Genomic DNA, 21894 nt, shown 5'->3' with positions numbered 1-21894 from the left:
GGCGCACCCCAGGATCTGACAGAAAGAGGCAACCGTGTCGGTTTCCATCAAGCCGCTCGAGGACCGCATCGTCATCAAGCAGGTCGAGGCAGAGACGACCACCGCCAGCGGTCTCGTCATCCCTGACACCGCCAAGGAGAAGCCCCAGGAGGGCGAGGTCGTGGCCGTGGGTCCGGGTCGTGTCGACGACAACGGCAACCGCGTCCCGATCGACGTCGCCGTGGGCGACAAGGTGCTGTACTCCAAGTACGGCGGCACCGAGGTCAAGTTCGGCGCCGACGAGTACCTGGTGCTCTCGGCTCGCGACGTGCTCGCGATCGTCGAGCGCTGACGCTCCGCTGAGATCGACGGCGGCGCCCCCTCGCGGGGCGCCGCCGTCGCAGTTCCACCACGGACCACGGGCCTCGGGAGGGTCGGATGGGTGAGCACCCGGGCGGGCGCACGCGCGCCGGCATCTGGTACGCGGTCTTCGCGTACGCCTTCTGGGGCGTCGTCCCCGTCTACCTGCAGCTGACGAAGGGCATCGACGGCTTCGAGCTCATCGGCTGGCGGGTGATCGCCTCGGTGGTCGTCGGGTTCGCGCTCGTCGCGGCCACCCGCGGCTGGAGCAGGCTCGCCGGCGTGCTGCGCAGCCGCCGCGACACCGTCTCGCTCGTGCTCGCCGGCTGCGCCGTGCTCGTCAACTGGACGGCCTTCTTCATCGGCGTGCTGAGCGACCGCGTGCTCGAGACGAGCCTCGGCTACTTCCTCAACCCGCTCGTGAGCGTCGTGCTCGCCGTCGCCTTCCTGGGCGAGCGGCTGCGGCCCGTGCAGTGGGTCGCGGTCGGGCTCGGCGCGCTCGGCGTGCTCGTGATGGTCGTCGGCTACGGCGAGGTGCCCTGGATCGGCCTGACGGTGGCCCTCTCGTTCGGCGTCTACGGGCTCATCAAGAAGCGGGTGGGCGGCTCGGTCGACGCGCTCTCGGGCTTCACGATCGAGACGGTCGCGGCGCTGCCGGCCGCGCTCGTGATGATGGGCATCGCGATCTCGCTGCAGGGCGTGACGGTCGGCGCGAACGGCGCCGCCGGCATCGGGGGCACCGTCGGGCTCGGCGTCATCACGGCGGTGCCGCTGCTCGCCTTCGCCGCCGCAGCCCGCCGCATCTCGCTCACGGCGCTCGCGTTCACGCAGTACCTCGCGCCGATCATCTCGTTCCTCTTCGGCGCCTTCGTGATGCTCGAGCCGATGCCGCTCGAGCGCTGGATCGGCTTCGCGCTCGTCTGGGCGTCGCTCGCGCTCGTGTCGCTCGACCTGCTGGGCCGCCACGCGCGCCGCCCGCGGCCCGAGCCCGCCGCGGCCTGACGCGCGGCGCGGACCCAGGCGCGCGGCGAGCGGCTACGCCGGTTCCGGCCGCTTCTGCCGGAACATCCTGGCCGGGCGGTCCTCGCCGTCCCACACCTGCACGATGCCCCACGCGACGGCCGCGATCGGCACCGAGAGCACGGCGCCGACGATGCCGCCGAGCACCGTGCCGACGGTCAGGGCGATGAGGATGACGAGCTCGTGGATCTGCAGCGAGCGCCCCATCACGACCGGCTGGAGGAAGTTGCCCTCGAGCTGGTTCACGAGCACGACGGCCGCGAGGACCACGAGCGCCACGACGGGGCCGTTCGCGACGAGCGCCACGAGGGTCGCGAGCGCGCCGGCCACGGTCGCGCCCACGAGCGGGATGAACGCGAGCAGGAACACGAGCACCGAGAGCGGGAGGGCGAGCGGCACCTGCGCGAAGGCGAGCACGACGCCGATGCCGACCGCGTCGACGAGCGCGACCGTCGCCGTGCCGCGCACATAGCCGCCGAGGGTGTCGACGGTGCGGCGGCCGATGCGCTTGCCGCGGGCGTAGCGCTCGCCCTCGAGCGGCCGCAGCAGGAACTCCCAGATGCGCGGGCCGTCCTTGAGGAAGAAGAACAGCACCACCAGCATGAGCACGAGGCCGGTGAGGAAGTTGGCCGCGGCGGCGGCGCCGGCGACGGCGCCCGAGCCGAACTGCGAGCTCGTGAGGAAGTCGACGACCGCGTCGCGGCCCTGCTGGATCTGCTCGTCGGTGGGCGCGAAGGGGAGGGTCGAGACCCAGTCGATCACCTGGTCGATGCCCTCGGACGTCTGCGCCACGAGCTCGTCGAGCTGCGAGCGCACGGCGTTCACGACGAGCCACACCACGCCGCCGAGCGCGAGCGCGATCGCGAGCATCGCCCCCGCGGTCGCGAGCCCGCTCGGCACGCCCTTGCGGCGCATCCAGCGCATCACGGGCGCGAACGCCGAGGCGAGGATGAGCGCGATCGTCACCGGGATGATGACGAGCGTCAGCTGCGTCATCGCGAACACGACGCCGGCGACCGCGACGACGACGATGATGCCCTGCAGCGCCCGCGTCGCGAACCGGCCGAAGGTGTCGCCCCACAGCCGTGCCCGATCGCTCCGGTCCGCCAGCTCGACCTCGGTGGCGGTCCTCTGCCTGAACAGTCCCATGTCGCGCTCCTCGCCGTCGCGGCAACGCTACCCGCGCGTGCCTGCGCGCTGGTCGCGAGGCGGGGACTGCCGTGCGCATCCGCAATTGCTCAGCACCGCCCGAGCATCGCCCGAGCGGGGGTCGGATGCGCCAAGACCGTTACCAGGACGTAACGCGGATCGGCCGAAAACGGTCCGCCGCTCGCCTACTGTTGTGCCAATGCACGCTCAAGCGCGCACCTCCAGAGGAATTAGGAGCACAATGCAGTCCTTCCTTCGCACCACCGGGCACCCCCGTCGTGCCGCGGCGCTCGGCGCCGCGACCGCCGGCGTCCTGCTGCTCGCAGCCTGCGCCGGCGGCGGCACCACGCCGGCGCCGTCCGGATCCGCAGGGCCCGACGAGGGCGGCGAGGTCGACACCTCGTTCGTCGTCGGCACGATCCTGCCCCAGACCGGCAACCTCGCGTTCCTCGGCCCGCCCGAGTTCGCGGGCGTCGACCTGGCGGCGGCCGACCTCGAGGCCGCTGGCTTCGAGTTCGAGGTCGACGTGCAGCACCGCGACTCCGGCGACACCACGACCGACATCGCCACCGCCTCGGCGGGCGAGCTCGTCTCGGCCGGTGCCGACGTCGTCATCGGCGCGGCGTCGTCGGGCGTGTCCTTCACGTTCATCGACCAGCTGATCGACGCGCAGGTCGTGCAGATCTCGCCGGCCAACACGTCGCCCGACTTCTCCGACTACGAGGACGACGGGTTCTACTGGCGCACCGCGCCCTCAGACGTGCTGCAGGGCCGCGTGCTCGGCAACCTCATGACGGGCGACGGCGCCGCGAGCGTCGGGTTCATCACCATCAACGACCCGTACGGCACGGGCCTGCAGGAGAACGCGGCGATGGCGGTCGAGGCCGCCGGCGGCACGGTCACCGGCAACGTGCTCTACAACCCGGGCGACACGAACTTCACGTCGCAGGTGTCGGAGCTCATGCAGGGCGACCCCGACGCGATCGCGATCATCGCGTTCGCCGAGACGGCGCAGATCGTGCCCGAGCTCGCGACGCAGGGCTTCCCGTCCTCCGGCATGTACTTCGTCGACGGCAACCTGTCGAACGACTACAACTTCCCGGAGGGCACGCTCGAGGGCGCCAAGGGCACGCTGCCCGGCAACCCCGCCGACGAGGGCTTCAAGGACCGCCTGCTGGAGCAGGACCCCGAGCTGGGCGACTTCTCCTACGGCCCCGAGTCGTACGACGCCGTGATCCTGGCAGCCCTCGCGGCCGCGCAGGGCGGCAGCGCCGACCCGATCACGATCCGCGACAACATGCAGGCGGTCTCCACCGAGGGCACGAAGTGCACCGACGTGGCCGAGTGCCTGGAGCTGATCGAGGCCGGCGAGGACATCGACTACGACGGCCCCTCGGGTCCGATCGAGTTCGACGAGAACGGCGACCCGACGGAGGCCTTCATCGGCATCTACCAGTACGGCGCCGACAACAAGTACACCTTCCTGAACGCCGAGGAGGGCTCGCTCAACGAGTGACCCGCCCCTGCGACGAGAGGGCCCCGCTCCGGCGGGGCCCTCTTCGCGTCCCCCCGCCGGTCGAGCCGTGCAGCGCCCGCAGGGCGCCGCACGAGTCGAGACCACCACTCCACGAGGAAGGGCCCCGCTCTCGCGAGCGGGGCCCTTCCTCGTGCCGTCCCGGCGCCTCAGACGCCCGGGTCGACCGTCGGCTGCGACGTCGTGCGCGCCTTCTCCTCGACGTCGGTCGCGAGCGTGCCGAGGTAGAGCTGGATCACCTTCGGGTCGTTCAGCATCTCGCGTCCGGTGCCGGTGTACGCGTCCTTGCCCTGGTCGAGCACGTACGCGCGGTGCGCGATCTGCAGGCAGCGTCGCGCGTTCTGCTCGACCATGACGATCGTCACGCCGTGGCTGTTGATCTCGGCGACGCGCAGGAAGGTCTCGTCCTGGCGCACGGGGCTGAGGCCCGCGCTCGGCTCGTCGAGCAGCAGCACCGCCGGGTCCATCATGAGCGCGCGGCCCATCGCGACCATCTGCCGCTCGCCGCCCGAGAGGCTGCCGGCGCGCTGCTTGCGACGCTTCACGAGCTCGGGGAAGAGGCCGCCGACGAACTCGAAGCGCTCCTTGAACATGCGCGGCTGCTGGAACAGGCCCATCTCGAGGTTCTCCTCGATGGTGAGCGACGGGAACACGTTGTTGTTCTGCGGCACCATGCCGACGCCCTTGCCGACCAGCCGGTCGGCCTTGAGGCCGGTGATGTCGTCGCCGTTCAGCAGCACGCTGCCCTCGCGGATGTTCACCTGGCCGAACACCGCCTTCAGCAGCGTCGACTTGCCGGCGCCGTTCGGGCCGATGATGCCGATCAGATCGCCCTGGTTGGCGACGATCGAGCAGCCGTTGAGGATGTTGACGCCCGGCAGGTAGCCGGCCACCAGCTCCTTGGTCTCGAGCACGGGGGTCGCGGTCATCGCCTGCCCTCCTCCTGGTCGGCGTCCGTCGTGGACGCGGTCGACGCATCCGTCGTCGGCGCGGATGCGTCGTCGGCGTCGACGTCCGCGTCGGCGTCGTGGTGGATCTGCGCCACCTGCTGGTTCGTGAGCGTGCCGAGGTCGGTGTCGTGGTGGGCGCCCAGGTAGGCGTCGACCACGGCCTGGTTCTGCATGATCGTCTCGGGCGGGCCCTCGGCGACGACCCGGCCCTCGGCCATCACGATCACCCAGTCCGAGATGTGGCGCACCATGTGCATGTCGTGCTCGACGAAGAGCACCGTCATGCCGTCGTCCTTGAGGCCCTTCACGTGGTCGAGCAGCGACTGGGTGAGCGCGGGGTTCACGCCGGCCATCGGCTCGTCGAGCATGACGAGCGTCGGCTCGCTCATGAGCGCGCGCGCCATCTCGAGCAGCTTGCGCTGGCCGCCCGAGAGCGACGCCGCGTAGTCCTCGCGCTTCGCGTCGAGCTTGAAGCGGGCGAGCAGCGCGTCGGCCCGCTCGGTGTTGGCCTGCTCCTGCGCCTTCCACAGCGGCTTCACGAGCGCCGCGAACATCCCCTCGCCGCGCTGGTCGCGCGCACCGAGCAGCATGTTCTGCAGCACCGTCAGGCGGCCGAGCGACTTCGTCAGCTGGAAGGTGCGCACCATGCCGCGCCGTGCCACCTTGTGGCTCGGCACGTGGGCGAGCGACTGCCCCTCGAACGACCAGGTGCCCTTGTTGGGGCGGTCGAAGCCGGTGAGCAGGTTGAAGAAGGTCGTCTTGCCGGCGCCGTTCGGGCCGATGAGCGCGGTGATCATGCCGCGCGGGATCTCGACGTGCTCGACGTCGACGGCCGTGAGGCCGCCGAACTGCCGCACGACGCCGTCGGCGACGACGATCGCGTCGACCTTCTTGCAGCCGGGGGCCACCTCGCCCTCGACGAGCGGATGCGTGCGGGGAGGTGTGGTCGTGTCAGACATGGAACGACAGCTCCTTCTTGTTGCCGAGGATGCCCTGTGGTCGGAAGACCACCAGCAGCATCAGTGCGACGCCGATGAGCACGAAGCGGATCTGGCCGGCCTGCGAGCCGGACATGTCGCCGAAGAGGCCCATGCCGTGGAGCACGTTGATGACGCCGCCGGTGAACGACAGCAGCACCCAGAAGAGGATCGAGCCGAGCAGCGGCCCGAACACCGTGGCCGCGCCGCCGAGCAGCAGCGCCGTCCAGATGTAGAAGGTCATCGTGGTCGCGAAGTTGTCGGGCTGCACCGCGCGGGGCAGCACGAACATCACGCCGGCGATCGCGCCGATCGTGCCGCCGAGCACGAGCGCCTGCATCTTGTAGCTGTAGACGTTCTTGCCGAGCGAGCGCACCGCATCCTCGTCCTCGCGGATGCCCTTGATGACGCGGCCCCACGGGCTGCGCATGAGCAGCCACACGAGCACGAGCGCGACGATCACGAGCGACCACGCGATGATGCGCACCCAGGTGTCGTAGGCGGTCGCCGTCCATGGGCCGAAGCCGTAGGTCGTGCCGGTCAGGGGGTTCATGGCGTCGAAGTCGCCCTTGTAGTCCTGACCGCGCAGGCCCTGCGAGCCGCCCGTGACGGCGGTGAGGTCCTGCGTGCGCACGGTGAAGCGGATGATCTCGGCGGCCGCGATCGTGACGATCGCGAGGTAGTCGCCGCGCAGCCGCAGCGTCGGGATGCCGAGGATGAGCGCGAACACCACCGCCGCCACGATCGCGACGATCACCGCGGTGAGGAACGACAGCCACGCGGGCCAGCCGAGCGTCGCGGTCGGGTCGGCCATCATCGTGAAGATCGCGAACGCGTACGCGCCGATCGCCATGAAGCCGGCCTGGCCGAAGTTCAGCAGGCCCGAGTAGCCGAAGTGGATGTTCAGGCCGATGGTCGCGAGCGCGAAGGCGGCCGTGGTGGGGGAGAGGATCTCGCCCGCAGCGGTGTTGAGGATGCTGAGGAAGTCCATGTCAGCCGATCCTTTCCCGTCGACCCAGGATGCCCTGCGGTCGGAAGAGCAGCACGAGGATGAGCACCAGCAGCGCGATCGCGTAGCGCAGGTCGGGTGCGATGAACAGCGTCGAGATCTCGGTGACGAGGCCGATGATCACCGCGCCGACGAGCGCGCCGAAGGCGCTGCCGAGGCCGCCGAGGGTGACGCCGGCGAAGAGCAGCAGAAGGATCGTGAAGCCCACGTCCCACTTGATGTTCGCGCCGATGAAGTAGGTGTAAAGGATGCCCGCGCCGCCGGTGAGGAGGCCCGCGAGCACCCAGACGATGCGGATGACCCGGTCGACGTCGATGCCGGATGCGGCGGCGAGGCTCGCGTTGTCGCTCACCGCGCGCGTGGCCTTGCCGATGCGCGTGCGGGTGAGGAAGAGGCCGACGGCGATGAGCACGACGATCGCGATGACGGTGCTGACGACGTTCGACGTCGTCATGAGCACGGGGCCGATCTGCAGGACCGGGCCGCGGTCGACCGAGAGGCCGTACGTGCCGCCGCCGATGAGGAACTGGTAGAAGTACCGCAGCGCGATGGAGAGGCCGATCGTCACGATCAGCACCTGCACGAGCCCCACGCGGCGGCGCCGCAGCGGCTTGAAGATGCCCCAGTCGTGCAGCCAGCCGAAGGCCGCGGAGGCGGCGAGCGTGAAGACGATCGCGATCCAGGCCGGCCAGTTCACGAGCGTCGTCGTGACGTAGAAGACGATCCCGCCGAAGGTCAGCAGCTCGCCGTGCGCGAAGTTGTTGACGCCGGTGGTCCCGAAGATGAGCGTGATGCCGATCGCGGCGAGGGCCAGCAGCAGGCCGAAGTTGAGGCCCGAGATGATGCGCGAGAGCAGCTGCGAGCCGAAGTCGTTCGAGGAGGTGCCCGTGGAGGTCTCGCCGCCCGGCGAACCCTCGCCGCCGGTCGCGGGCTCTCCGCCCGTGCCGCCCTCGCCGCCCGTGCCCGTGTTGCCGCCGGTGCCGGTGTTGCCGCCGGTGCCGCCGGAGCCGCCCGAGGACTCGCCGAACGGGAACAGCACGCCCACCGAGCTCGAGCCGCCGATCTCGAACTCGCGGCTCTCGAACGACGGATCGCGGAGCGTCAGCCCCTCGGGCAGCGTCGACGTGTCGATCGAGACGGTGTAGGTGCCGCGCTCGGGCACGCCGACCGACCACCGGCCGTCCGCGCCCGTCTCGGCCGTCTCATCCACCCCGTTGCCGGTGACGGTGATCGCGACGCCCTCGACCGGCTCCTGGCCGTCCCGGATGATGCCGTTGAAGCTGAACGGGCTGGGCTGCTCGGTCGCGGGGAGGGGAGCGGCGGCGACCGCGGTCGCGCCTCCTGCCACCATCCCCATGACGGCCAGGGCAACGGCGATCGCTCGCCGCAGCCCGCTCCGTCGCGGTCTGCTGGACGTCTTCACATGTCCTCCATGCTGTGGGGCGGGCGGGGCCGCAGGAATGCGGTTCGCAGGATGCCCGTTACATCGGTGGTGACACAGTAGCGGCCGCCTGGACCGCCGATCGTCCAATTGCAGAGCCCTGCGCCGTTCTTCACCGGGATGCCGCTGGACCGTAACCGAATCGATACGATGGAGGCGATGGAGATGCGCAACCCGTTCGGGCCGATCGGCCTCACCTACGACGACGTCATGCTGCTGCCGGGCCGCACGGATGTGATCCCGAGCGAGGCCGACACCGGCACGCGGCTCTCCCGCCGCATCCGCCTCGCCATCCCGCTCGTGTCGAGCGCGATGGACACCGTGACCGAGGACCGCATGGCCATCGCCATGGCCCGCCAGGGCGGCATCGGCATCGTGCACCGCAACCTCTCGATCGCCGACCAGGCCGGGATGGTCGACCGCGTGAAGCGGTCGGAGTCGGGCATGATCACCGATCCCGTCACGACGCACGCCGACGCGACGATCGAGGAGGTCGACCGCATCTGCGGCGAGTTCAAGGTCTCGGGCCTGCCGGTCGTCGACGAGACGGGCGTGCTCGTCGGCATCGTCACGAACCGCGACATGCGCTTCGTGCCCCGCGACGAGTTCGCGACGACGCTCGTGCGCGACGTGATGACCCCGTCGCCGCTCAAGACCGCGAAGGTCGGCATCTCCCGCGAGGACGCCTTCGAGATCTTCCACCAGACGAAGCTCGAGAAGCTGCCGCTCATCGACGAGGACGGGCGCCTCGGCGGCCTCATCACGGTGAAGGACTTCGACAAGGTCGAGCAGTACCCGAACGCGACGAAGGACGCCCACGGGCGGCTCCGCGTCGGCGCCGCGATCGGCTTCTTCGGCGACGCGTTCGAGCGGGCCGAGGCGCTCGCGGAGGCCGGCGTCGACGTGATCGTCGTCGACACCGCCAACGGCGAGAGCCAGGGCGTGCTCGACATGGTCGCGCGGCTGAAGGGCGACCCGCGCTTCGCCGAGATCGACATCATCGGCGGCAACGTCGCGACCTACGAGGGCGCCGCGGCGCTCATCGAGGCGGGCGTCGATGCCGTGAAGGTCGGCGTCGGACCGGGCTCGATCTGCACCACCCGCGTCGTCTCGGGGGTCGGGGTGCCGCAGGTGTCGGCCATCTACGACGCCGCGCGCGCCGCGCACGACGCGGGCACGGGCATCCCGATCATCGCCGACGGCGGCCTGCAGTACTCGGGCGACATCGCGAAGGCGCTCGTCGCCGGCGGCTCGTCGGTCATGCTCGGCTCGCTGCTCGCCGGCACCAACGAGAGCCCGGGCGACCTGGTGCTCGTGAACGGCAAGCAGTTCAAGACGTACCGCGGCATGGGCTCGCTCGGCGCGATGCAGACGCGCGGCAAGAAGACGTCGTACTCGCGCGACCGCTACTTCCAGGCCGACGTGCCGAGCGACGAGCAGCTGATCGCCGAGGGCATCGAGGGCCAGGTGCCCTACCGCGGCCCGCTCGGCTCGGTCGCGTACCAGCTCGTCGGCGGCCTGCGGCAGTCGATGTTCTACACGGGCGCGCGCACGATCGAGGAGCTGCAGCAGAAGGGCCGCTTCGTGCAGATCACCGCCGCGGGCCTCAAGGAGTCGCACCCCCACGACATCCAGATGGTGGTCGAGGCGCCGAACTACCGCCGCTAGCCGCGCGCGTCGCGCTGCCGCCTCGGCGAGTGGGGCGCTCGCGCCCGAGCGGGGCCGGCGCGCCCGCCCCAGCGGCGCGCAGCCGCCCCAGTCGGCGGCGCCGGCGCGGCGCGGGGGCTCACCAGCCGGGCAGCAGGGCGCTGCGCACGGGCAGGTGCGCCTGCGCGAGCATCGCGCGCAGCAGCTCCGGGCGCTGCGCCGCGTCCCACATCCAGTGGAGCGTGTCGATGTGCTCGCGCAGCGCGTCGTCGCGGCGCTTCTCGGCGATCACCGCGTCGACCGGCTGCACGCCGTCCGCCTCCGCGATCACGCCGTACTTCCACGCGCCGTCGAACTCGCCGCCCAGCGGCCGCATCCCGGGCCGCTCCCAGAGGAAGTCGGGGTAGCGGGCGCCGAGCCGCGTCGCGACCTCGACCTGCAGCTGCGGTGCCGGCGCGCCGATGCGGTGGATCGCCACGCGGCTCCAGGACTCACCCACCGACTGCGAGCGCGGGTCGGCGAACGCGACCACCCAGGACGCGCGTCGCCGGCCCCGCGCGCCCTGGCGGCCGAGCGCATCCGTCACCTCGTCCTTCGTGACCGCCTCGAGCCGGAGCGCCTCGTCGAGCGCGCTCACCGCGTCCACCTGGCGTCCGACCCGCGCGAGGTGCGCGAGCGCGTATGCGGTGGTGCAGCGCGCGATGCCGTCCTCGACGATGACGTCGTCGTCGGCGATGGCGACGCGTGCGCTGACCACGCCGTGGCGGCGACCCGAGGCACTGGGGTCGCCGATCGTGAACACCTCGCGCGGCCGCCCGTGCGGCAGCCCGGCGAGGGCGAGCGCCGACTCGCGGGCGAAGACCGCGCCGGGACGCGTGAGGGCGACGGCGCGCACCGCGACCGCGTGCCGGCCGTGCTCGGGGAGCGCCGCGTACGCCGCCCGGTCGACGTAGGCGCCGCGCCGGATGCGCCGCAGGTCGGGAGCGCGCCGGAGGCGCATCGGCTCCCCGGCGTCGGCGGCGAGGATGTCGAGGTCCATGCGCGCACCGTGCCGCATCCGTCCGCGCGCGTCGCCGGCTGAGCGCCGCGCTGTGCACAACCGCTGTCGCGGCCCGCGGCGACCGTCGCTGCCCGCGAGCTCGCCGCGCTCGCCGAGTGGGGTGGCTGCCCCAGTCGCTGATGCACCGGTGCGGCGAGGAGCGTGAGGGGCGCGGATGAGCGCGGCTGCGTCGGGCAGGAGGGGGTTGTGCGGCGCGAAAACGCGATATATCGTGTGTCGCAGCAGACGCGATATATCGCGAGTGAGCGGGAGGAGCTCAGCATGGAGCAGCAGTGGGAGAGCGGCGACACGAGGCCGCGCAGCGCATCGGGCGCGGGCGCCTCGGGCGCCGATGCGATCACCGAGCGGTGGACGATCGCCGAGGGACAGAGCCGCGTGATCGACCTCGACGCGGTGCAGTCGCTGCGCGTCGGCGTGGTCGGCGGCAGCGTCGACATCGTCGGGCACGACGAGCCGACCGCGCGCGTCGAGGTGCACAAGGTCGAGGGGCGCGACCTCACCGTCACGCTCGAGCAGGGGCGGCTCTCGATCGCGCACCCGCGCGTGAGCTGGGACGACGTGTGGGAGTCGGTCAAGGCCCTCGTGGGCGTGCGCGCCCGGGTCGAGCTGAGCATCCTCGTGCCCCGGCAGGTGGCGCTGTCGCTCGGCCAGGTGAGCGCATCCGCCCTCGTCTCGGGCCTCAGCGGCCAGGCGACCCTCAGCACCGTGTCGGGCCCGCTGCAGGTCGAGTCGCACCGCGGCGACCTCGACCTCAACACCGTCTCCGGCGACGTCGAGGTCTCGGGCGGCGCGGGCTCCCTCTCGGTGCACGCGGTCTCAGCCGACGTCACCGCGAGCGGCGCCCTCACCGACATCGGCGTCGACACCGTCAGCGGCGAGGTGCTGCTCGACGTGCACGGCTCGCCCCGCAGCATCTCGGCCAACACCGTCTCGGCCGACGTGACGCTGCGGCTCGACGCCGGCCAGGGCGTGCGCGCCACCACGCGCACCGTCTCGGGCCGCGGCACCGTCGTCGGCCGCTCGCTGCCGAAGCGCGGCGGCAGCGAGACGATCGATGGCGCGAGCGCCTTCGGCTTCTCGGCCAACACCGTCTCGGGCGACATCACGGTCGTTCGGAGGGACGCATGACGCCCGTCTTCGGCCACGGGGCGCTCCGCCTCTACCTGCTGAGCCTGCTCGCCGAGGCGCCGCGCCACGGCTACGAGCTCATGCAGGCGCTCGAGCAGCGCTTCGGCGGCACGTACTCGCCGAGCGCGGGCACCATCTACCCGCGGCTCGCGAAGCTCGAGGAGGAGGGGCTGCTGACGAAGACCGCCGACGGCCGCAAGACCACCTACGAGATCACCGACGCGGGCCGCGCCGAGCTCGCCGCCCGGCAGGGCGAGCTGCGCGACCTCGAGGGCGAGATCACCGACTCGGTGCGGCGGATGGCCTCCGACGTGCGGGCGGGCGTCAAGAGCGCCATGCAGGCGCTGCGGGCCGACCTCGCCGCGGCCGAGCGCGATGCGCGCAGCGCGCCGAGCGCGCCCTCGTGGTCGAGCGCGCCGCGGCCTCCCGAGCCCGCCCGGCCCGACGCATCCGCGCCCCCCGAGCGGCCGGTGCAGAACCCGTGGAGCGCACCGCGGCCGGAGCCGGAGGAGCGGGCGGATGCGCCGTCGGCGCCCGGGCGGGCGGCCGCGCGCATCGCGATCCACGACGTCGACCTCGCGCTCAACGACTTCCGGCAGCAGGTGCGCGACGCGGTGCGCGCCGACCGCGGCGAGCGCATGTCGGCCGCGGCCGCGACCCGGGTGCGCGACGAGCTGGAGGCGGCGCTGCTGCGCATCAAGAGCGTGCTCTGACCATCGGGCGGCGCTGGGGGCGCTCCCGGGCGGCTCTGGGTCGGCTCCGGGGCGGCCCGGGATAGGCTGGGGAGCGTGACGGAGATCGAGATCGGCCGCAGCAAGCGCGCCCGGATGGGCTACGGCTTCGACGACATCAGCATCGTGCCGTCGCGGCGCACGCGCGACAGCGACCTCGTGTCGCTGCAGTGGCAGATCGACGCCTTCAAGTTCGACATCCCGGTGCTCGGCGCCCCCACCGACTCGGTGATGAGCCCGGCCACCGCGATCGCGCTCGGCAGGGCCGGCGGGCTCGGCGTGCTCAACCTCGAGGGCGTCTGGACCCGCTACGACGACCCCGAGCCGCTGCTCGCCGAGATCGCCGGGCTCCCCGCCGACCTCGCGACGAACCGCATGCGCGAGATCTACGCCGAGCCGATCAAGCCCGAGCTCATCCGCGACCGCCTCGCGCAGATCCGCGACGCCGGCGTGGTCGTCTCCGGCAGCCTGAGCCCGCAGGCGGTGCAGGAGCACTACGAGACCGTGCTCGCCGCGGGCGTCGAGCTCATGGTGATCCGAGGCGCGACGGTGAGCGCCGAGCACGTCTCGGCCGAGTCGGGTGCGCCCCTCAACCTCAAGCGCTTCATCTACGAGCTCGACGTGCCGGTCGTGGTCGGCGGCGTCGTGACCTACACGGCGGCGCTGCACCTCATGCGCACCGGCGCCGCGGGCGTGCTCGTCGGCTTCGGCGGCGGCGCCGCGTCGACGAGCGAGAAGGTGCTCGGCGTCGCCGCGCCCATGGCGACCGCGGTGAGCGACGTCGCCGCCGCGCGCCGCGACTACCTCGACGAGTCGGGCGGCCGCTACGTGCACGTCATCGCCGACGGCTCGCTCGGCACGTCGGGCCAGATCGTGAAGTCGCTCGCGTGCGGCGCCGACGCCGTCATGCTCGGCACCGCGCTCGCGCGGGCGACGGATGCGCCGGGCCGGGGCTGGCACTGGGGCCCTGAGGCGCACAACCAGAAGCTGCCTCGCGGCAACCGCGTGCAGGTCGACCAGGTCGGCCAGCTCGACGTCGTGCTGAACGGCCCGTCGCCGTCGGCCGACGGCACCGCCAACATCATGGGCGCCCTGCGCAAGGCCATGTCGACGACCGGCTACAAGGACCTCAAGGAGTTCCAGCGGATCGACGTGGTCGTGGAGGCCAACCCGCCACGCTAGATCCGCCCGGCACTCGGGCGAGCAACCAAGGAGGAGCCATGTCGGAGACCACCAACAGCGTGAGCCGGTCGAGGAAGCTCGGCCCGGAGGAGCGCGCCGCCGCGATCGCCACCATGCGCGACCGCGAGGTCGACGTGCTCGTGATCGGCGGCGGCATCGTCGGCACGGGCGCCGCGCTCGACGCGGTCACCCGCGGCCTGCGCGTGGGCCTGATCGAGGCGCGCGACTTCGCGTCGGGCACGTCGAGCCGCTCGTCGAAGCTCATCCACGGCGGCATCCGCTACCTCGAGCAGCTGAACTTCGGCCTCGTGCGCGAGGCGCTCATCGAGCGGGGCCTGCTGCTGCAGCGCATCGCGCCGCACCTCGCGAAGCCGGTGCGGTTCCTGTACCCGCTCGAGAAGCCGCTCATCGAGCGCGCCTACATCGGCGCCGGCATGGCGCTGTACGACATCTTCAGCTACACGGGCTTCATGAAGCCGGGCGTGCCCATCCACCGGCACCTCACGAAGAAGCAGGTGCTCAAGCAGATCCCGTCGCTCGACCCCGACGCCTTCGTCGGCGGGCTCACGTACTACGACGCCCAGGTCGACGACGCCCGCTACGTCGCCGAGCTCGCGCGCACCGCATCCTTCTACGGCGCCCACGTCGCGAGCCGCGTGCGGGCGGAGGGGTTCCTGAAGGTCGGCGAGCGGGTCGTCGGCGTGCAGGCGCACGACTACGAGACCGGCGAGCAGTTCGAGATCCGCGCGAAGCAGGTCGTGAACGCGACCGGCGTCTGGACGGGCGAGACGCAGGCGATGGTCGGCGAGCGCGGCGAGTTCAAGGTGCGCGCCTCGAAGGGCGTGCACCTCGTGGTGCCGCGCGACCGCTTCCACTCCGAGATGGGGCTGCTGCTGCGCACCGAGAAGAGCGTGCTCTTCGTCATCCCGTGGGGCCGCCACTGGATCCTCGGCACGACCGACACCGACTGGAACCTCGACAAGGCGCACCCGGCGGCGGCCGCGGCCGACATCGACTACATCCTCGACAACGTCAACACGGTGCTGGCGACGAAGCTCACCCGCGCCGACGTCGAGGGCGTCTACGCGGGGCTGCGGCCGCTGCTCGCGGCGGGCGACGGCTCGTCGACCGCCAACCTGTCGCGCGAGCACCACGTCTCGCACACGGTGCCGGGCCTCGTGCTCGTCGCCGGCGGCAAGTGGACCACCTACCGCGTGATGGCGAAGGATGCGATCGACGAGGCCGTGAGCGCCATCGACGGCAAGGTGCCCGAGTCGTGCACCGAGCAGATCCCGCTGCTCGGCGCGACCGGCTACCGCGCCGCCTGGAACAAGCGCGCGAAGATCGCGCGCGCGTTCGGCCTGCACAAGGCGCGCGTCGAGCACCTGCTCAACCGCTACGGCGTGCTCACCGACGAGCTGCTCGACATGATCAAGCAGGAGCCGCAGCTCGCCGAGCCGCTGCCGGGGGCCGACGACTACATCGGCGCCGAGGTGCGCTACGCCTGCACCCACGAGGGCGCGCTGCACCTCGACGACGTGCTCGCCCGCCGCACCCGCATCTCGATCGAGTCGTGGGACCGCGGCGTCGCGGCGGCGCCCGTCGCCGCGCGCATCATGGCGGAGGTGCTGGGCTGGGACGAGGCGCGCATCGAGAAGGAGATCAACACCTACAACAAGCGCGTGGCGGCCGAGCTCGCGAGCCAGCAGCTGCCGGACGACGAGTCGGCCGACCGCGCGCGCACCGAGGCGCCCGAGATCATCCCGCTGAGCGCCCTGCCGACGGCCGACACCGTGGGCACGCGGAAGGAGCCGGCGGCCTGATCCGCCGGTAGGATGGGGGTGCCCATGAGCGCCCCCATCCCCACCTTCCTGCAGGTCGCCGCGCGGCCGCGCTGGATCGCCGCGCTGCTGGGCTGCCTCGCGGTCGCGGCCGTCTTCGCGCTGCTCGGCCAGTGGCAGATCGAGCGGGCCGTCGAGCAGGGCCAGGCCGACGAGCGCGACACCGAGACCGCGGTGCCGCTCACGAGCGTGGCCGAGCCGAACGCATCCCTCACCACCGAGGCGGGCGGCCGCATGGTGTCGTTCTCGGGCGCGTGGGCGCCGGGCGACTTCGACACCCTCGCCGGGCGCACGCAGCACGACGCGCAGGGCACCTGGGTGATCGGCCGCGTGCTCGCCGAGCAGCCCTCGGGGGAGCCCGTCTCGCTGCCGGTCGCGGTCGCGTGGTTCGCCGAGCCGGCGGCGGCCGAGGCGCACGCCGCCGCGCTCGCGGCGGGAGCGGCGGATGCGCCGGCCGAGCTGGTCGGGCGGCTGATGCCGACCGAGGCGCCCACGATGGGCGACATCCAGGGCGACACCCGCGAGGCGATGAGCGTCGCGGCGCTCATCAACGAGTGGGAGGGCTGGGACGGCCGCGTCTACGGCACGTACGCGATCCTCGACGAGCCGTCGGCAGCCGCATCCGGCGCCCTCGACGCGGGCGGCGAGCCGATCGTGTCGATGCGGCCCGTCGTCGACACCCAGCTGAACGCGCTCAACATCTTCTACGCGGTCGAGTGGATCGCCTTCATGCTCTTCGCCTTCTACCTCTGGTACCGGCTCGTCAAGGACGCCCTCGAGCGCGAGGTCGAGGCGATCGAGGACGCGGAGGCAGCCGCCGCCGCCGCCGGCGGCGCACCCGCGCGCGGATAGGCTGGACACCGTGCCGCGCCCCATCGACCAGCTCCCGCAGATCCGCTCCGCGGTCACCCTCTACCGCGTGATGTCGTGGGTGACGGGCGTCTTCCTGCTGCTGCTCGTGGCCGAGATGGTGCTGAAGTACGCGCCGAGCCACGTCGAGGTCTTCTCGGGCGGCTCCGGCGGCCCGCTGTCGCTGCAGCCGGTCGTGCCCGGCGACGGGTGCCAGTGGTACTCGCTGTTCGTGCCCGGCGGCATGGGCTGCGAGATCGTCTCGCTCGGCGACGGCTTCAACATCTCGCTCGCGATCCTCATCGTGCACGGCTGGATCTACGTCGTCTACCTGCTCGCGTCGTTCCGCCTCTGGAGCCTGCTGCGCTGGCCGTTCGCGCGCCTGCTCGCGATGGCCGCCGGCGGCGTCGTGCCGTTCCTCTCGTTCTTCGTCGAGCGCCGCATGGACCGCATCGCGCTCGCCGACGTCGCTCGCCTGGAGGCCGAGAGGGCCGCCCGGGACAGCGCATCCGCCACCGCCTCCGCCCACCGGGAGTCCTGATGTCCGACACCGCCCAGCGCCCCGTGCTCGTCGTCGACTTCGGCGCGCAGTACGCGCAGCTCATCGCGCGCCGCGTGCGCGAGGCCGACGTCTACAGCGAGATCGTGCCCTCGACGATCACCGCCGAGGAGGTGCGCGCCAAGGATCCGGCGGCGATCGTGCTCTCGGGCGGCCCGTCGAGCGTCTACGAGCCGGGCGCGCCCCGCCTCGACGAGGGCATCCTCGAGCTCGGGGTGCCGACGTTCGGCATCTGCTACGGCTTCCAGGTGATGGCGGCGCAGCTCGGCGGCACGGTCGCCCGCACCGGCAACCGCGAGTACGGCTCGACGGCGGTCACCGTCGACGCGCCCGGCACGCTGCTGCACGGCCAGCCCGAGGCGCAGACGGTGTGGATGAGCCACGGCGACTCGGTCTCCGAGGCGCCGGAGGGCTTCACGGTGCTCGCGACGACCGCCGACACCCCGGTCGCGGCGTTCGAGCACCGCGAGCGGAGGATGGCCGGCGTGCAGTGGCACCCGGAGGTCAAGCACTCCGAGCACGGGCAGCGCGTGCTGTCGTCGTTCCTGCACGAGATCGCCGGGCTCCCGGGCGACTGGGACTCGGGGAACATCATCGAGGAGCAGGTCGCGCGCATCCGCGAGCAGGTCGGCTCCGACAAGGTCCTGTGCGCCCTCTCGGGCGGCGTCGACTCGGCCGTGGCCGCCGCGCTCGTGCACGAGGCGATCGGCGACCAGCTCGTCTGCGTCTTCGTCGACCACGGCCTGCTGCGGCAGGACGAGCGCCGCCAGGTCGAGGAGGACTACGTCGCCTCCACGGGCGTCAGGCTCGTGACGGTGGATGCGCGGGAGCGGTTCATGCAGGCCCTCAAGGGCGTCACCGACCCGGAGGAGAAGCGCAAGATCATCGGGCGCGAGTTCATCCGCGTCTTCGAGCAGGCCGAGCGCGACCTCGCCGCGGAGGCGGCCGCCGACGGCGAGCCGATCCGCTGGCTCGTGCAGGGCACGCTCTACCCCGACGTCGTCGAGTCGGGCGGCGGCACCGGCGCGGCCAACATCAAGAGCCACCACAACGTCGGCGGCCTGCCCGACGACCTGCAGTTCCAGCTCATCGAGCCGCTGCGCGCGCTGTTCAAGGACGAGGTGCGCGCGATCGGCCGCGAGCTGGGCCTTCCCGAGGCGATCGTCGGCCGGCAGCCGTTCCCCGGCCCCGGCCTCGGCATCCGCATCATCGGCGAGGTCACCGAGGAGCGCCTCGACACGCTGCGACGGGCGGATGCGATCGCGCGCGCCGAGCTGTCGGCCGCCGGCCTCGACGGCGAGATCTGGCAGTGCCCCGTGGTGCTGCTCGCCGACGTGCGCTCGGTGGGCGTGCAGGGCGACGGCCGCACCTACGGCCACCCCGTCGTGCTGCGCCCCGTCTCGAGCGAGGACGCGATGACCGCCGACTGGACCCGGCTGCCCTACGACGTGCTCGCGCGCATCTCGAACCGCATCACGAACGAGGTGCCCGAGGTCAACCGGGTCGTGCTCGACGTCACGTCGAAGCCGCCGGGCACCATCGAGTGGGAGTAGCGCCGACAGGAGCATGATGGGCGCATGACCCGGGACACGGCGCGCACGCGCGCGGCTCGCGCCACGGCGCTCTGGACGCTCGTGATCGGCTTCGTCGCCAGCGTGCTCGTCGGGCTGTCGCCGGCCAGCTACCTGCAGGCGCGACTGCGCTTCGGCTGCGCGTTCGTCGGCGAGGACTGGGTCTGCGACGACCAGGCGGCGCTCCTGTGGCCGGCGATCGGGATCGTCGCGCTCGGCGCGCTCGCGCTCGGCTGGGCGGCGCTCATCGTGCGCGCCACCTGGGATGCGCCGCGCGAGCGCGCGGGCCAGCTGGCGGCGATCGGCATCATCGCGGTCGCGCCCACGATCGTGCTCTTCGCGCTGCTGCTCGTCGACGCGCTCGTGCACGACGCGGGCGGCGTCAGCTACGAGGCGTCGCGCGTCGCCATGTGGGCCGAGCGCGCCATGGTCCCCGCCCTCAGCACCGCCCTCGCGGGCGCGCTCGCGTTCGTGGGCCTGCGCGTGCGGGCGATCGGCGCGTTCCCGCGCCTCGCGACGCTGGAGCTCGCCGGCGCCATGCTGCTGCTGCTCGGCGCGGCGGCGATGTCGTCGCTCGGCACCCTGCCGTCGGGCATCGTCGCGGCGTCGGCCATCGCCGCGGGGTGGACCGTGGCGGCGGCCACCGGACCCGACCGCCGGGCCCGCCGGAGCGCATCCGCCACCGATGTCGATCCGAGCCGTTCCCGTTCGACGCAGTGAGTGAGAGGGTCGGACGACGGCCCCCGGATCACAGGAGGAACCATGCAGTACATGCTCATCATGCGCGCGGACGACGACGCCGTCGCCACGTATCGCGAGATCCCCTTCGAGCAGGTCATCGAGGCGATGGGGAAGTACAACGAGTCGATGATGGAGGCGGGCGTGCTCATCGCCGGCGAGGGCCTGTCGGATGCCTCGGAGGGCTTCGTCGTCGACTTCTCGGCCGACCCGCCGCTCGTCACCGACGGCCCGTACGGGGAGACGAAGGAGCTGTTCAACGGCTTCTGGATCCTCGAGGTGTCGTCGAAGGAGGAGGCCGCGGAGTGGGCGAGCCGCTGCCCGCTCGGCCCCGGCGCCAAGCTCGAGGTGCGACGCGTGACCGGCCCCGAGGACTTCCCGGCCGACAACGAGTGGGTGCAGAAGGAGGAGGGCTGGCGCGAGGAGCAGGCGGCTCGCAAGGCCGCGGACGCGCCCGGCGGCGTCGCGGGCTGAGCGGCGGGCGAGGAGCGGCTCATGCAGTTCATGCTCATCATGCGCGACGAGGACGCCGCGGCCGTCGAGCGCCGCGACGCGCCCTTCGAGGCGATGCTCGAGCGGATGGGCCGGTACAACCGGGCCATGGCCGACGCGGGCGTGCTCGTCAGCGCGCAGGGCCTCGCGAGCCCCGGCACCGGCATCGTCGTCGACTTCTCGGCCGACCCGCCGCTCGTCACCGACGGCCCCTACGGCGAGACGAAGGAGCTCTGCAACGGCTTCTGGGTGATCGACGTGCCCTCGCGCGACGCGGCGGTCGAGTGGGCGAGCCGGGCACCGCTCGGGCCCGGCACGAAGCTCGAGCTGCGGCGGGTGCACGGCGAGGAGGACCTGCGCCGGTGACGGAGCCGGTGATGGAGCCGGCGACCGGCGACGACCGGGCGCGGCGGGCCGACGACTCGGCCCGCCGCGCTGTCGTCGCCGTCTGGCGCATCGAGTCGGCGCGCATCGTCGCGACGCTCACGCGCTTCACGGGCGACTTCGCGCTCGCGGAGGACCTCGCGCAGGAGGCGCTCGCGGATGCGCTCGTGCAGTGGCCGGCGCAGGGTGCGCCGCGGAACGGCGCGGCCTGGCTCACCGCCGTCGCGAAGCGCAAGGCGATCGACCACTGGCGCCGGCGCGAGCGCTACGACGAGCGCCTCGCCGCGATCGCGCACGACCTCGAGCGCGCCGAGCACGAGGCGGCGGATGCGGTGCCCTGGGATCCGGACGCGATCGACGACGACGTGCTGCGGCTCGTGCTCACCGCGTGCCATCCGGTGCTGAGCCCGCAGGCGCGCGTCGCCCTCACCCTGCGCGTCGTCGCGGGCCTCGAGACCGCCGAGATCGCGCGCGCCTTCCTCGTGCCCGTGGCGACGATCCAGCAGCGGATCGTGCGCGCGAAGCAGGCGCTCGCCGAGGCGTGCGTGCCGTTCGAGACGCCGGCCCGCGCCGAGCGGGCGCAGCGGCTGGGGGCGGTGCTCGGCGTCGTCTACCTCATCTTCACCGAGGGGCACGCCGCGACCGCCGGCGACGAGTGGATGCGGCCAGACCTCGCCCGCGAGGCGGTGCGGCTCGCGCGCGTCCTCGCCGCGCTGCAGCCGGAGGAGCCCGAGGTGCACGCGCTGCTGGCGCTGCTCGAGCTCACCGCCGCCCGCTTCCCGGCACGCGTGGGCGCCGACGGCGAGCCGGTGCTGCTCGCCGACCAGGACCGGCGCCGGTGGGATCGCGCGGCGATCCGCCGCGGGCGGGCGGCGCTGCGCCGGGCGGAGGGGTTCGGCCGCGGCCTCGGCCCGTACGGGCTGCAGGCGGCCATCGCCGAGTGCCACGCCGTCGCATCCGACGTCGCCTCGACCGACTGGGCGCGCATCGTCGCCGCCTACGACGGGCTGCTGCAGCTGTCGCCGTCGCCGATCGTGGCCCTCAACCGGGCCGTCGCCGTGTCGATGACGGAGGGGCCGGCGGCGGCGCTCGCGATCGTCGACGCGCTCGCGGGGGAGCGGGCGCTCAGGACCGGGCACCTGCTGCCGTCGGTGCGCGGCGAGCTGCTCGCGCGCCTCGGGCGCGACGCGGAGGCACGGGAGGCGTTCGCGCTCGCGGCGGAGCGGGCGCAGAACGCCCGCGAGCGCGCCGTGCTGCTCGCGCGGGCGGCCGCAGGGCGCTGAGCGGGGCACG

21 protein-coding genes are annotated in these 21894 nt (G+C 72.5%); 15 read left to right on the top strand and 6 right to left on the bottom strand.

Translation table 11 applies throughout. The annotated features are described in order from the left end of the window. Positions 1 to 34 precede the first annotated feature (34 nt). Both groES and rarD read left to right on the top strand, forming a co-directional pair. On the top strand, positions 35 to 331 hold the full coding sequence (gene groES, locus FQ330_RS04565; RefSeq protein ID WP_128190084.1) for a co-chaperone GroES: 297 nt from the start codon (positions 35 to 37) through the stop codon (positions 329 to 331). Positions 332 to 417: 86 nt separating this feature from the next. After that, complete coding sequence (rarD, locus tag FQ330_RS04560; RefSeq protein WP_146355632.1) at positions 418 to 1341, top strand: EamA family transporter RarD; 924 nt, start codon at positions 418 to 420, stop codon at positions 1339 to 1341. Positions 1342 to 1374: 33 nt separating this feature from the next. Here rarD and FQ330_RS04555 read toward each other — a convergent pair whose 3' ends face one another. Then, positions 1375 to 2508, bottom strand: a complete 1134-nt coding sequence (locus tag FQ330_RS04555) for an AI-2E family transporter (protein WP_128190086.1) — start codon at positions 2506 to 2508, stop codon at positions 1375 to 1377. 241 nt (positions 2509 to 2749) lie between these two features. On the opposite strand from FQ330_RS04555, the gene FQ330_RS04550 reads away from it, so the two are divergent. Beyond that, positions 2750 to 4024 carry an ABC transporter substrate-binding protein gene (locus tag FQ330_RS04550; protein WP_128190087.1) on the top strand — a complete coding sequence of 425 codons (1275 nt, stop codon included), beginning with the start codon at positions 2750 to 2752 and terminating at the stop codon, positions 4022 to 4024. Between the two features lie 167 nt (positions 4025 to 4191). On the opposite strand, the gene FQ330_RS04545 is transcribed toward FQ330_RS04550, so the two are convergent. Genes FQ330_RS04545 through FQ330_RS04530 form a run of 4 tightly spaced genes read right to left on the bottom strand, consistent with a single transcriptional unit; the run spans position 4192 to position 8335 of the window. Then, positions 4192 to 4971: an ABC transporter ATP-binding protein gene (locus FQ330_RS04545; protein ID WP_146355630.1), complete on the bottom strand. Its 780-nt coding sequence runs from the start codon at positions 4969 to 4971 to the stop codon at positions 4192 to 4194. Beyond that, positions 4968 to 5951: an ABC transporter ATP-binding protein gene (locus FQ330_RS04540; RefSeq protein WP_128190089.1), complete on the bottom strand. Its 984-nt coding sequence runs from the start codon at positions 5949 to 5951 to the stop codon at positions 4968 to 4970. The genes FQ330_RS04545 and FQ330_RS04540 overlap by 4 nt, the downstream gene beginning before the upstream one ends. Next, positions 5944 to 6960 carry a branched-chain amino acid ABC transporter permease gene (locus FQ330_RS04535; protein ID WP_128190090.1) on the bottom strand — a complete coding sequence of 339 codons (1017 nt, stop codon included), beginning with the start codon at positions 6958 to 6960 and terminating at the stop codon, positions 5944 to 5946. The genes FQ330_RS04540 and FQ330_RS04535 overlap by 8 nt, the downstream gene beginning before the upstream one ends. Position 6961: 1 nt before the next feature. Beyond that, positions 6962 to 8335, bottom strand: a complete 1374-nt coding sequence (locus tag FQ330_RS04530; RefSeq protein ID WP_128190091.1) for a branched-chain amino acid ABC transporter permease — start codon at positions 8333 to 8335, stop codon at positions 6962 to 6964. Between the two features lie 243 nt (positions 8336 to 8578). On the opposite strand from FQ330_RS04530, the gene guaB reads away from it, so the two are divergent. Continuing rightward, on the top strand, positions 8579 to 10087 hold the full coding sequence (guaB, locus tag FQ330_RS04525; protein ID WP_128190092.1) for an IMP dehydrogenase: 1509 nt from the start codon (positions 8579 to 8581) through the stop codon (positions 10085 to 10087). Positions 10088 to 10205: 118 nt separating this feature from the next. On the opposite strand, the gene FQ330_RS04520 is transcribed toward guaB, so the two are convergent. Next, positions 10206 to 11105, bottom strand: a complete 900-nt coding sequence (locus tag FQ330_RS04520; protein ID WP_146355628.1) for a hypothetical protein — start codon at positions 11103 to 11105, stop codon at positions 10206 to 10208. A gap of 282 nt (positions 11106 to 11387) precedes the next feature. Here FQ330_RS04520 and FQ330_RS04515 point away from each other — a divergent pair, with 282 nt between their 5' ends. The 11 genes from FQ330_RS04515 (at position 11388) to FQ330_RS04465 (ending at position 21884) form a co-directional block, all read left to right on the top strand. Further along, a complete protein-coding gene (locus FQ330_RS04515) occupies positions 11388 to 12254 on the top strand; it encodes a DUF4097 family beta strand repeat-containing protein (RefSeq protein WP_146355626.1) in 867 nt (288 codons plus the stop codon). Further along, the gene (locus FQ330_RS04510; protein ID WP_146355624.1) at positions 12251 to 12967 is read left to right on the top strand and encodes a PadR family transcriptional regulator; all 717 of its coding nucleotides are present in this window, start codon (positions 12251 to 12253) and stop codon (positions 12965 to 12967) included. Before FQ330_RS04515 ends, FQ330_RS04510 begins: the two co-directional genes overlap by 4 nt. A gap of 75 nt (positions 12968 to 13042) precedes the next feature. Further along, entirely contained in the window at positions 13043 to 14167 is a 1125-nt protein-coding gene (locus tag FQ330_RS04505; protein WP_146355622.1) for a GuaB3 family IMP dehydrogenase-related protein, read from the top strand. Positions 14168 to 14205: 38 nt separating this feature from the next. Continuing rightward, a complete protein-coding gene (locus tag FQ330_RS04500; protein ID WP_146355620.1) occupies positions 14206 to 15990 on the top strand; it encodes a glycerol-3-phosphate dehydrogenase/oxidase in 1785 nt (594 codons plus the stop codon). A 24-nt stretch (positions 15991 to 16014) separates the two neighbouring features. Next, a complete protein-coding gene (locus FQ330_RS04495) occupies positions 16015 to 16860 on the top strand; it encodes an SURF1 family cytochrome oxidase biogenesis protein (protein ID WP_164877203.1) in 846 nt (281 codons plus the stop codon). 10 nt (positions 16861 to 16870) lie between these two features. Next, a complete protein-coding gene (locus FQ330_RS04490) occupies positions 16871 to 17398 on the top strand; it encodes a DUF3817 domain-containing protein (protein WP_225792689.1) in 528 nt (175 codons plus the stop codon). Continuing rightward, complete coding sequence (gene guaA, locus FQ330_RS04485) at positions 17398 to 18969, top strand: glutamine-hydrolyzing GMP synthase (RefSeq protein ID WP_146355618.1); 1572 nt, start codon at positions 17398 to 17400, stop codon at positions 18967 to 18969. Before FQ330_RS04490 ends, guaA begins: the two co-directional genes overlap by 1 nt. 24 nt (positions 18970 to 18993) lie before the next feature. After that, positions 18994 to 19707 (top strand): hypothetical protein, encoded by a 714-nt coding sequence (locus tag FQ330_RS04480; protein WP_128190491.1) that lies wholly within the window; start codon positions 18994 to 18996, stop codon positions 19705 to 19707. Positions 19708 to 19749: 42 nt separating this feature from the next. Next, entirely contained in the window at positions 19750 to 20199 is a 450-nt protein-coding gene (locus FQ330_RS04475) for a YciI family protein (RefSeq protein ID WP_128190492.1), read from the top strand. A 21-nt stretch (positions 20200 to 20220) separates the two neighbouring features. Beyond that, a complete protein-coding gene (locus tag FQ330_RS04470; RefSeq protein WP_146355616.1) occupies positions 20221 to 20583 on the top strand; it encodes a YciI family protein in 363 nt (120 codons plus the stop codon). Positions 20584 to 20594: 11 nt separating this feature from the next. Continuing rightward, positions 20595 to 21884, top strand: a complete 1290-nt coding sequence (locus FQ330_RS04465; protein WP_146355957.1) for an RNA polymerase sigma factor — start codon at positions 20595 to 20597, stop codon at positions 21882 to 21884. The last annotated feature ends 10 nt before the right edge of the window (positions 21885 to 21894 follow it).

Source organism: Agrococcus sediminis (assembly GCF_007923295.1).
Lineage (GTDB): Bacteria > Actinomycetota > Actinomycetes > Actinomycetales > Microbacteriaceae > Agrococcus > Agrococcus sediminis.
This window is presented reverse-complemented; position numbering and strand designations above follow the sequence as displayed.

Excerpts from the sequence above, each read along its gene's own strand:
- FQ330_RS04510 (WP_146355624.1), top strand. The coding sequence starts at position 12,251 with ATGACGCCCGTCTTCGGCCACGGGGCGCTCCGCCTCTACCTGCTGAGC.
- FQ330_RS04465 (WP_146355957.1), top strand. The coding sequence starts at position 20,595 with ATGGAGCCGGCGACCGGCGACGACCGGGCGCGGCGGGCCGACGACTCG.
- FQ330_RS04545 (WP_146355630.1), bottom strand. The coding sequence starts at position 4,971 with ATGACCGCGACCCCCGTGCTCGAGACCAAGGAGCTGGTGGCCGGCTAC.
- FQ330_RS04480 (WP_128190491.1), top strand. The coding sequence starts at position 18,994 with ATGACCCGGGACACGGCGCGCACGCGCGCGGCTCGCGCCACGGCGCTC.
- FQ330_RS04550 (WP_128190087.1), top strand. The coding sequence starts at position 2,750 with ATGCAGTCCTTCCTTCGCACCACCGGGCACCCCCGTCGTGCCGCGGCG.
- FQ330_RS04515 (WP_146355626.1), top strand. The coding sequence starts at position 11,388 with ATGGAGCAGCAGTGGGAGAGCGGCGACACGAGGCCGCGCAGCGCATCG.
- FQ330_RS04470 (WP_146355616.1), top strand. The coding sequence starts at position 20,221 with ATGCAGTTCATGCTCATCATGCGCGACGAGGACGCCGCGGCCGTCGAG.
- guaB (WP_128190092.1), top strand. The coding sequence starts at position 8,579 with ATGGAGATGCGCAACCCGTTCGGGCCGATCGGCCTCACCTACGACGAC.
- guaA (WP_146355618.1), top strand. The coding sequence starts at position 17,398 with ATGTCCGACACCGCCCAGCGCCCCGTGCTCGTCGTCGACTTCGGCGCG.
- FQ330_RS04555 (WP_128190086.1), bottom strand. The coding sequence starts at position 2,508 with ATGGGACTGTTCAGGCAGAGGACCGCCACCGAGGTCGAGCTGGCGGAC.
- FQ330_RS04540 (WP_128190089.1), bottom strand. The coding sequence starts at position 5,951 with ATGTCTGACACGACCACACCTCCCCGCACGCATCCGCTCGTCGAGGGC.
- rarD (WP_146355632.1), top strand. The coding sequence starts at position 418 with ATGGGTGAGCACCCGGGCGGGCGCACGCGCGCCGGCATCTGGTACGCG.
- FQ330_RS04535 (WP_128190090.1), bottom strand. The coding sequence starts at position 6,960 with ATGGACTTCCTCAGCATCCTCAACACCGCTGCGGGCGAGATCCTCTCC.
- FQ330_RS04495 (WP_164877203.1), top strand. The coding sequence starts at position 16,015 with ATGAGCGCCCCCATCCCCACCTTCCTGCAGGTCGCCGCGCGGCCGCGC.
- FQ330_RS04500 (WP_146355620.1), top strand. The coding sequence starts at position 14,206 with ATGTCGGAGACCACCAACAGCGTGAGCCGGTCGAGGAAGCTCGGCCCG.
- FQ330_RS04475 (WP_128190492.1), top strand. The coding sequence starts at position 19,750 with ATGCAGTACATGCTCATCATGCGCGCGGACGACGACGCCGTCGCCACG.
- FQ330_RS04530 (WP_128190091.1), bottom strand. The coding sequence starts at position 8,335 with ATGGGGATGGTGGCAGGAGGCGCGACCGCGGTCGCCGCCGCTCCCCTC.
- FQ330_RS04520 (WP_146355628.1), bottom strand. The coding sequence starts at position 11,105 with ATGGACCTCGACATCCTCGCCGCCGACGCCGGGGAGCCGATGCGCCTC.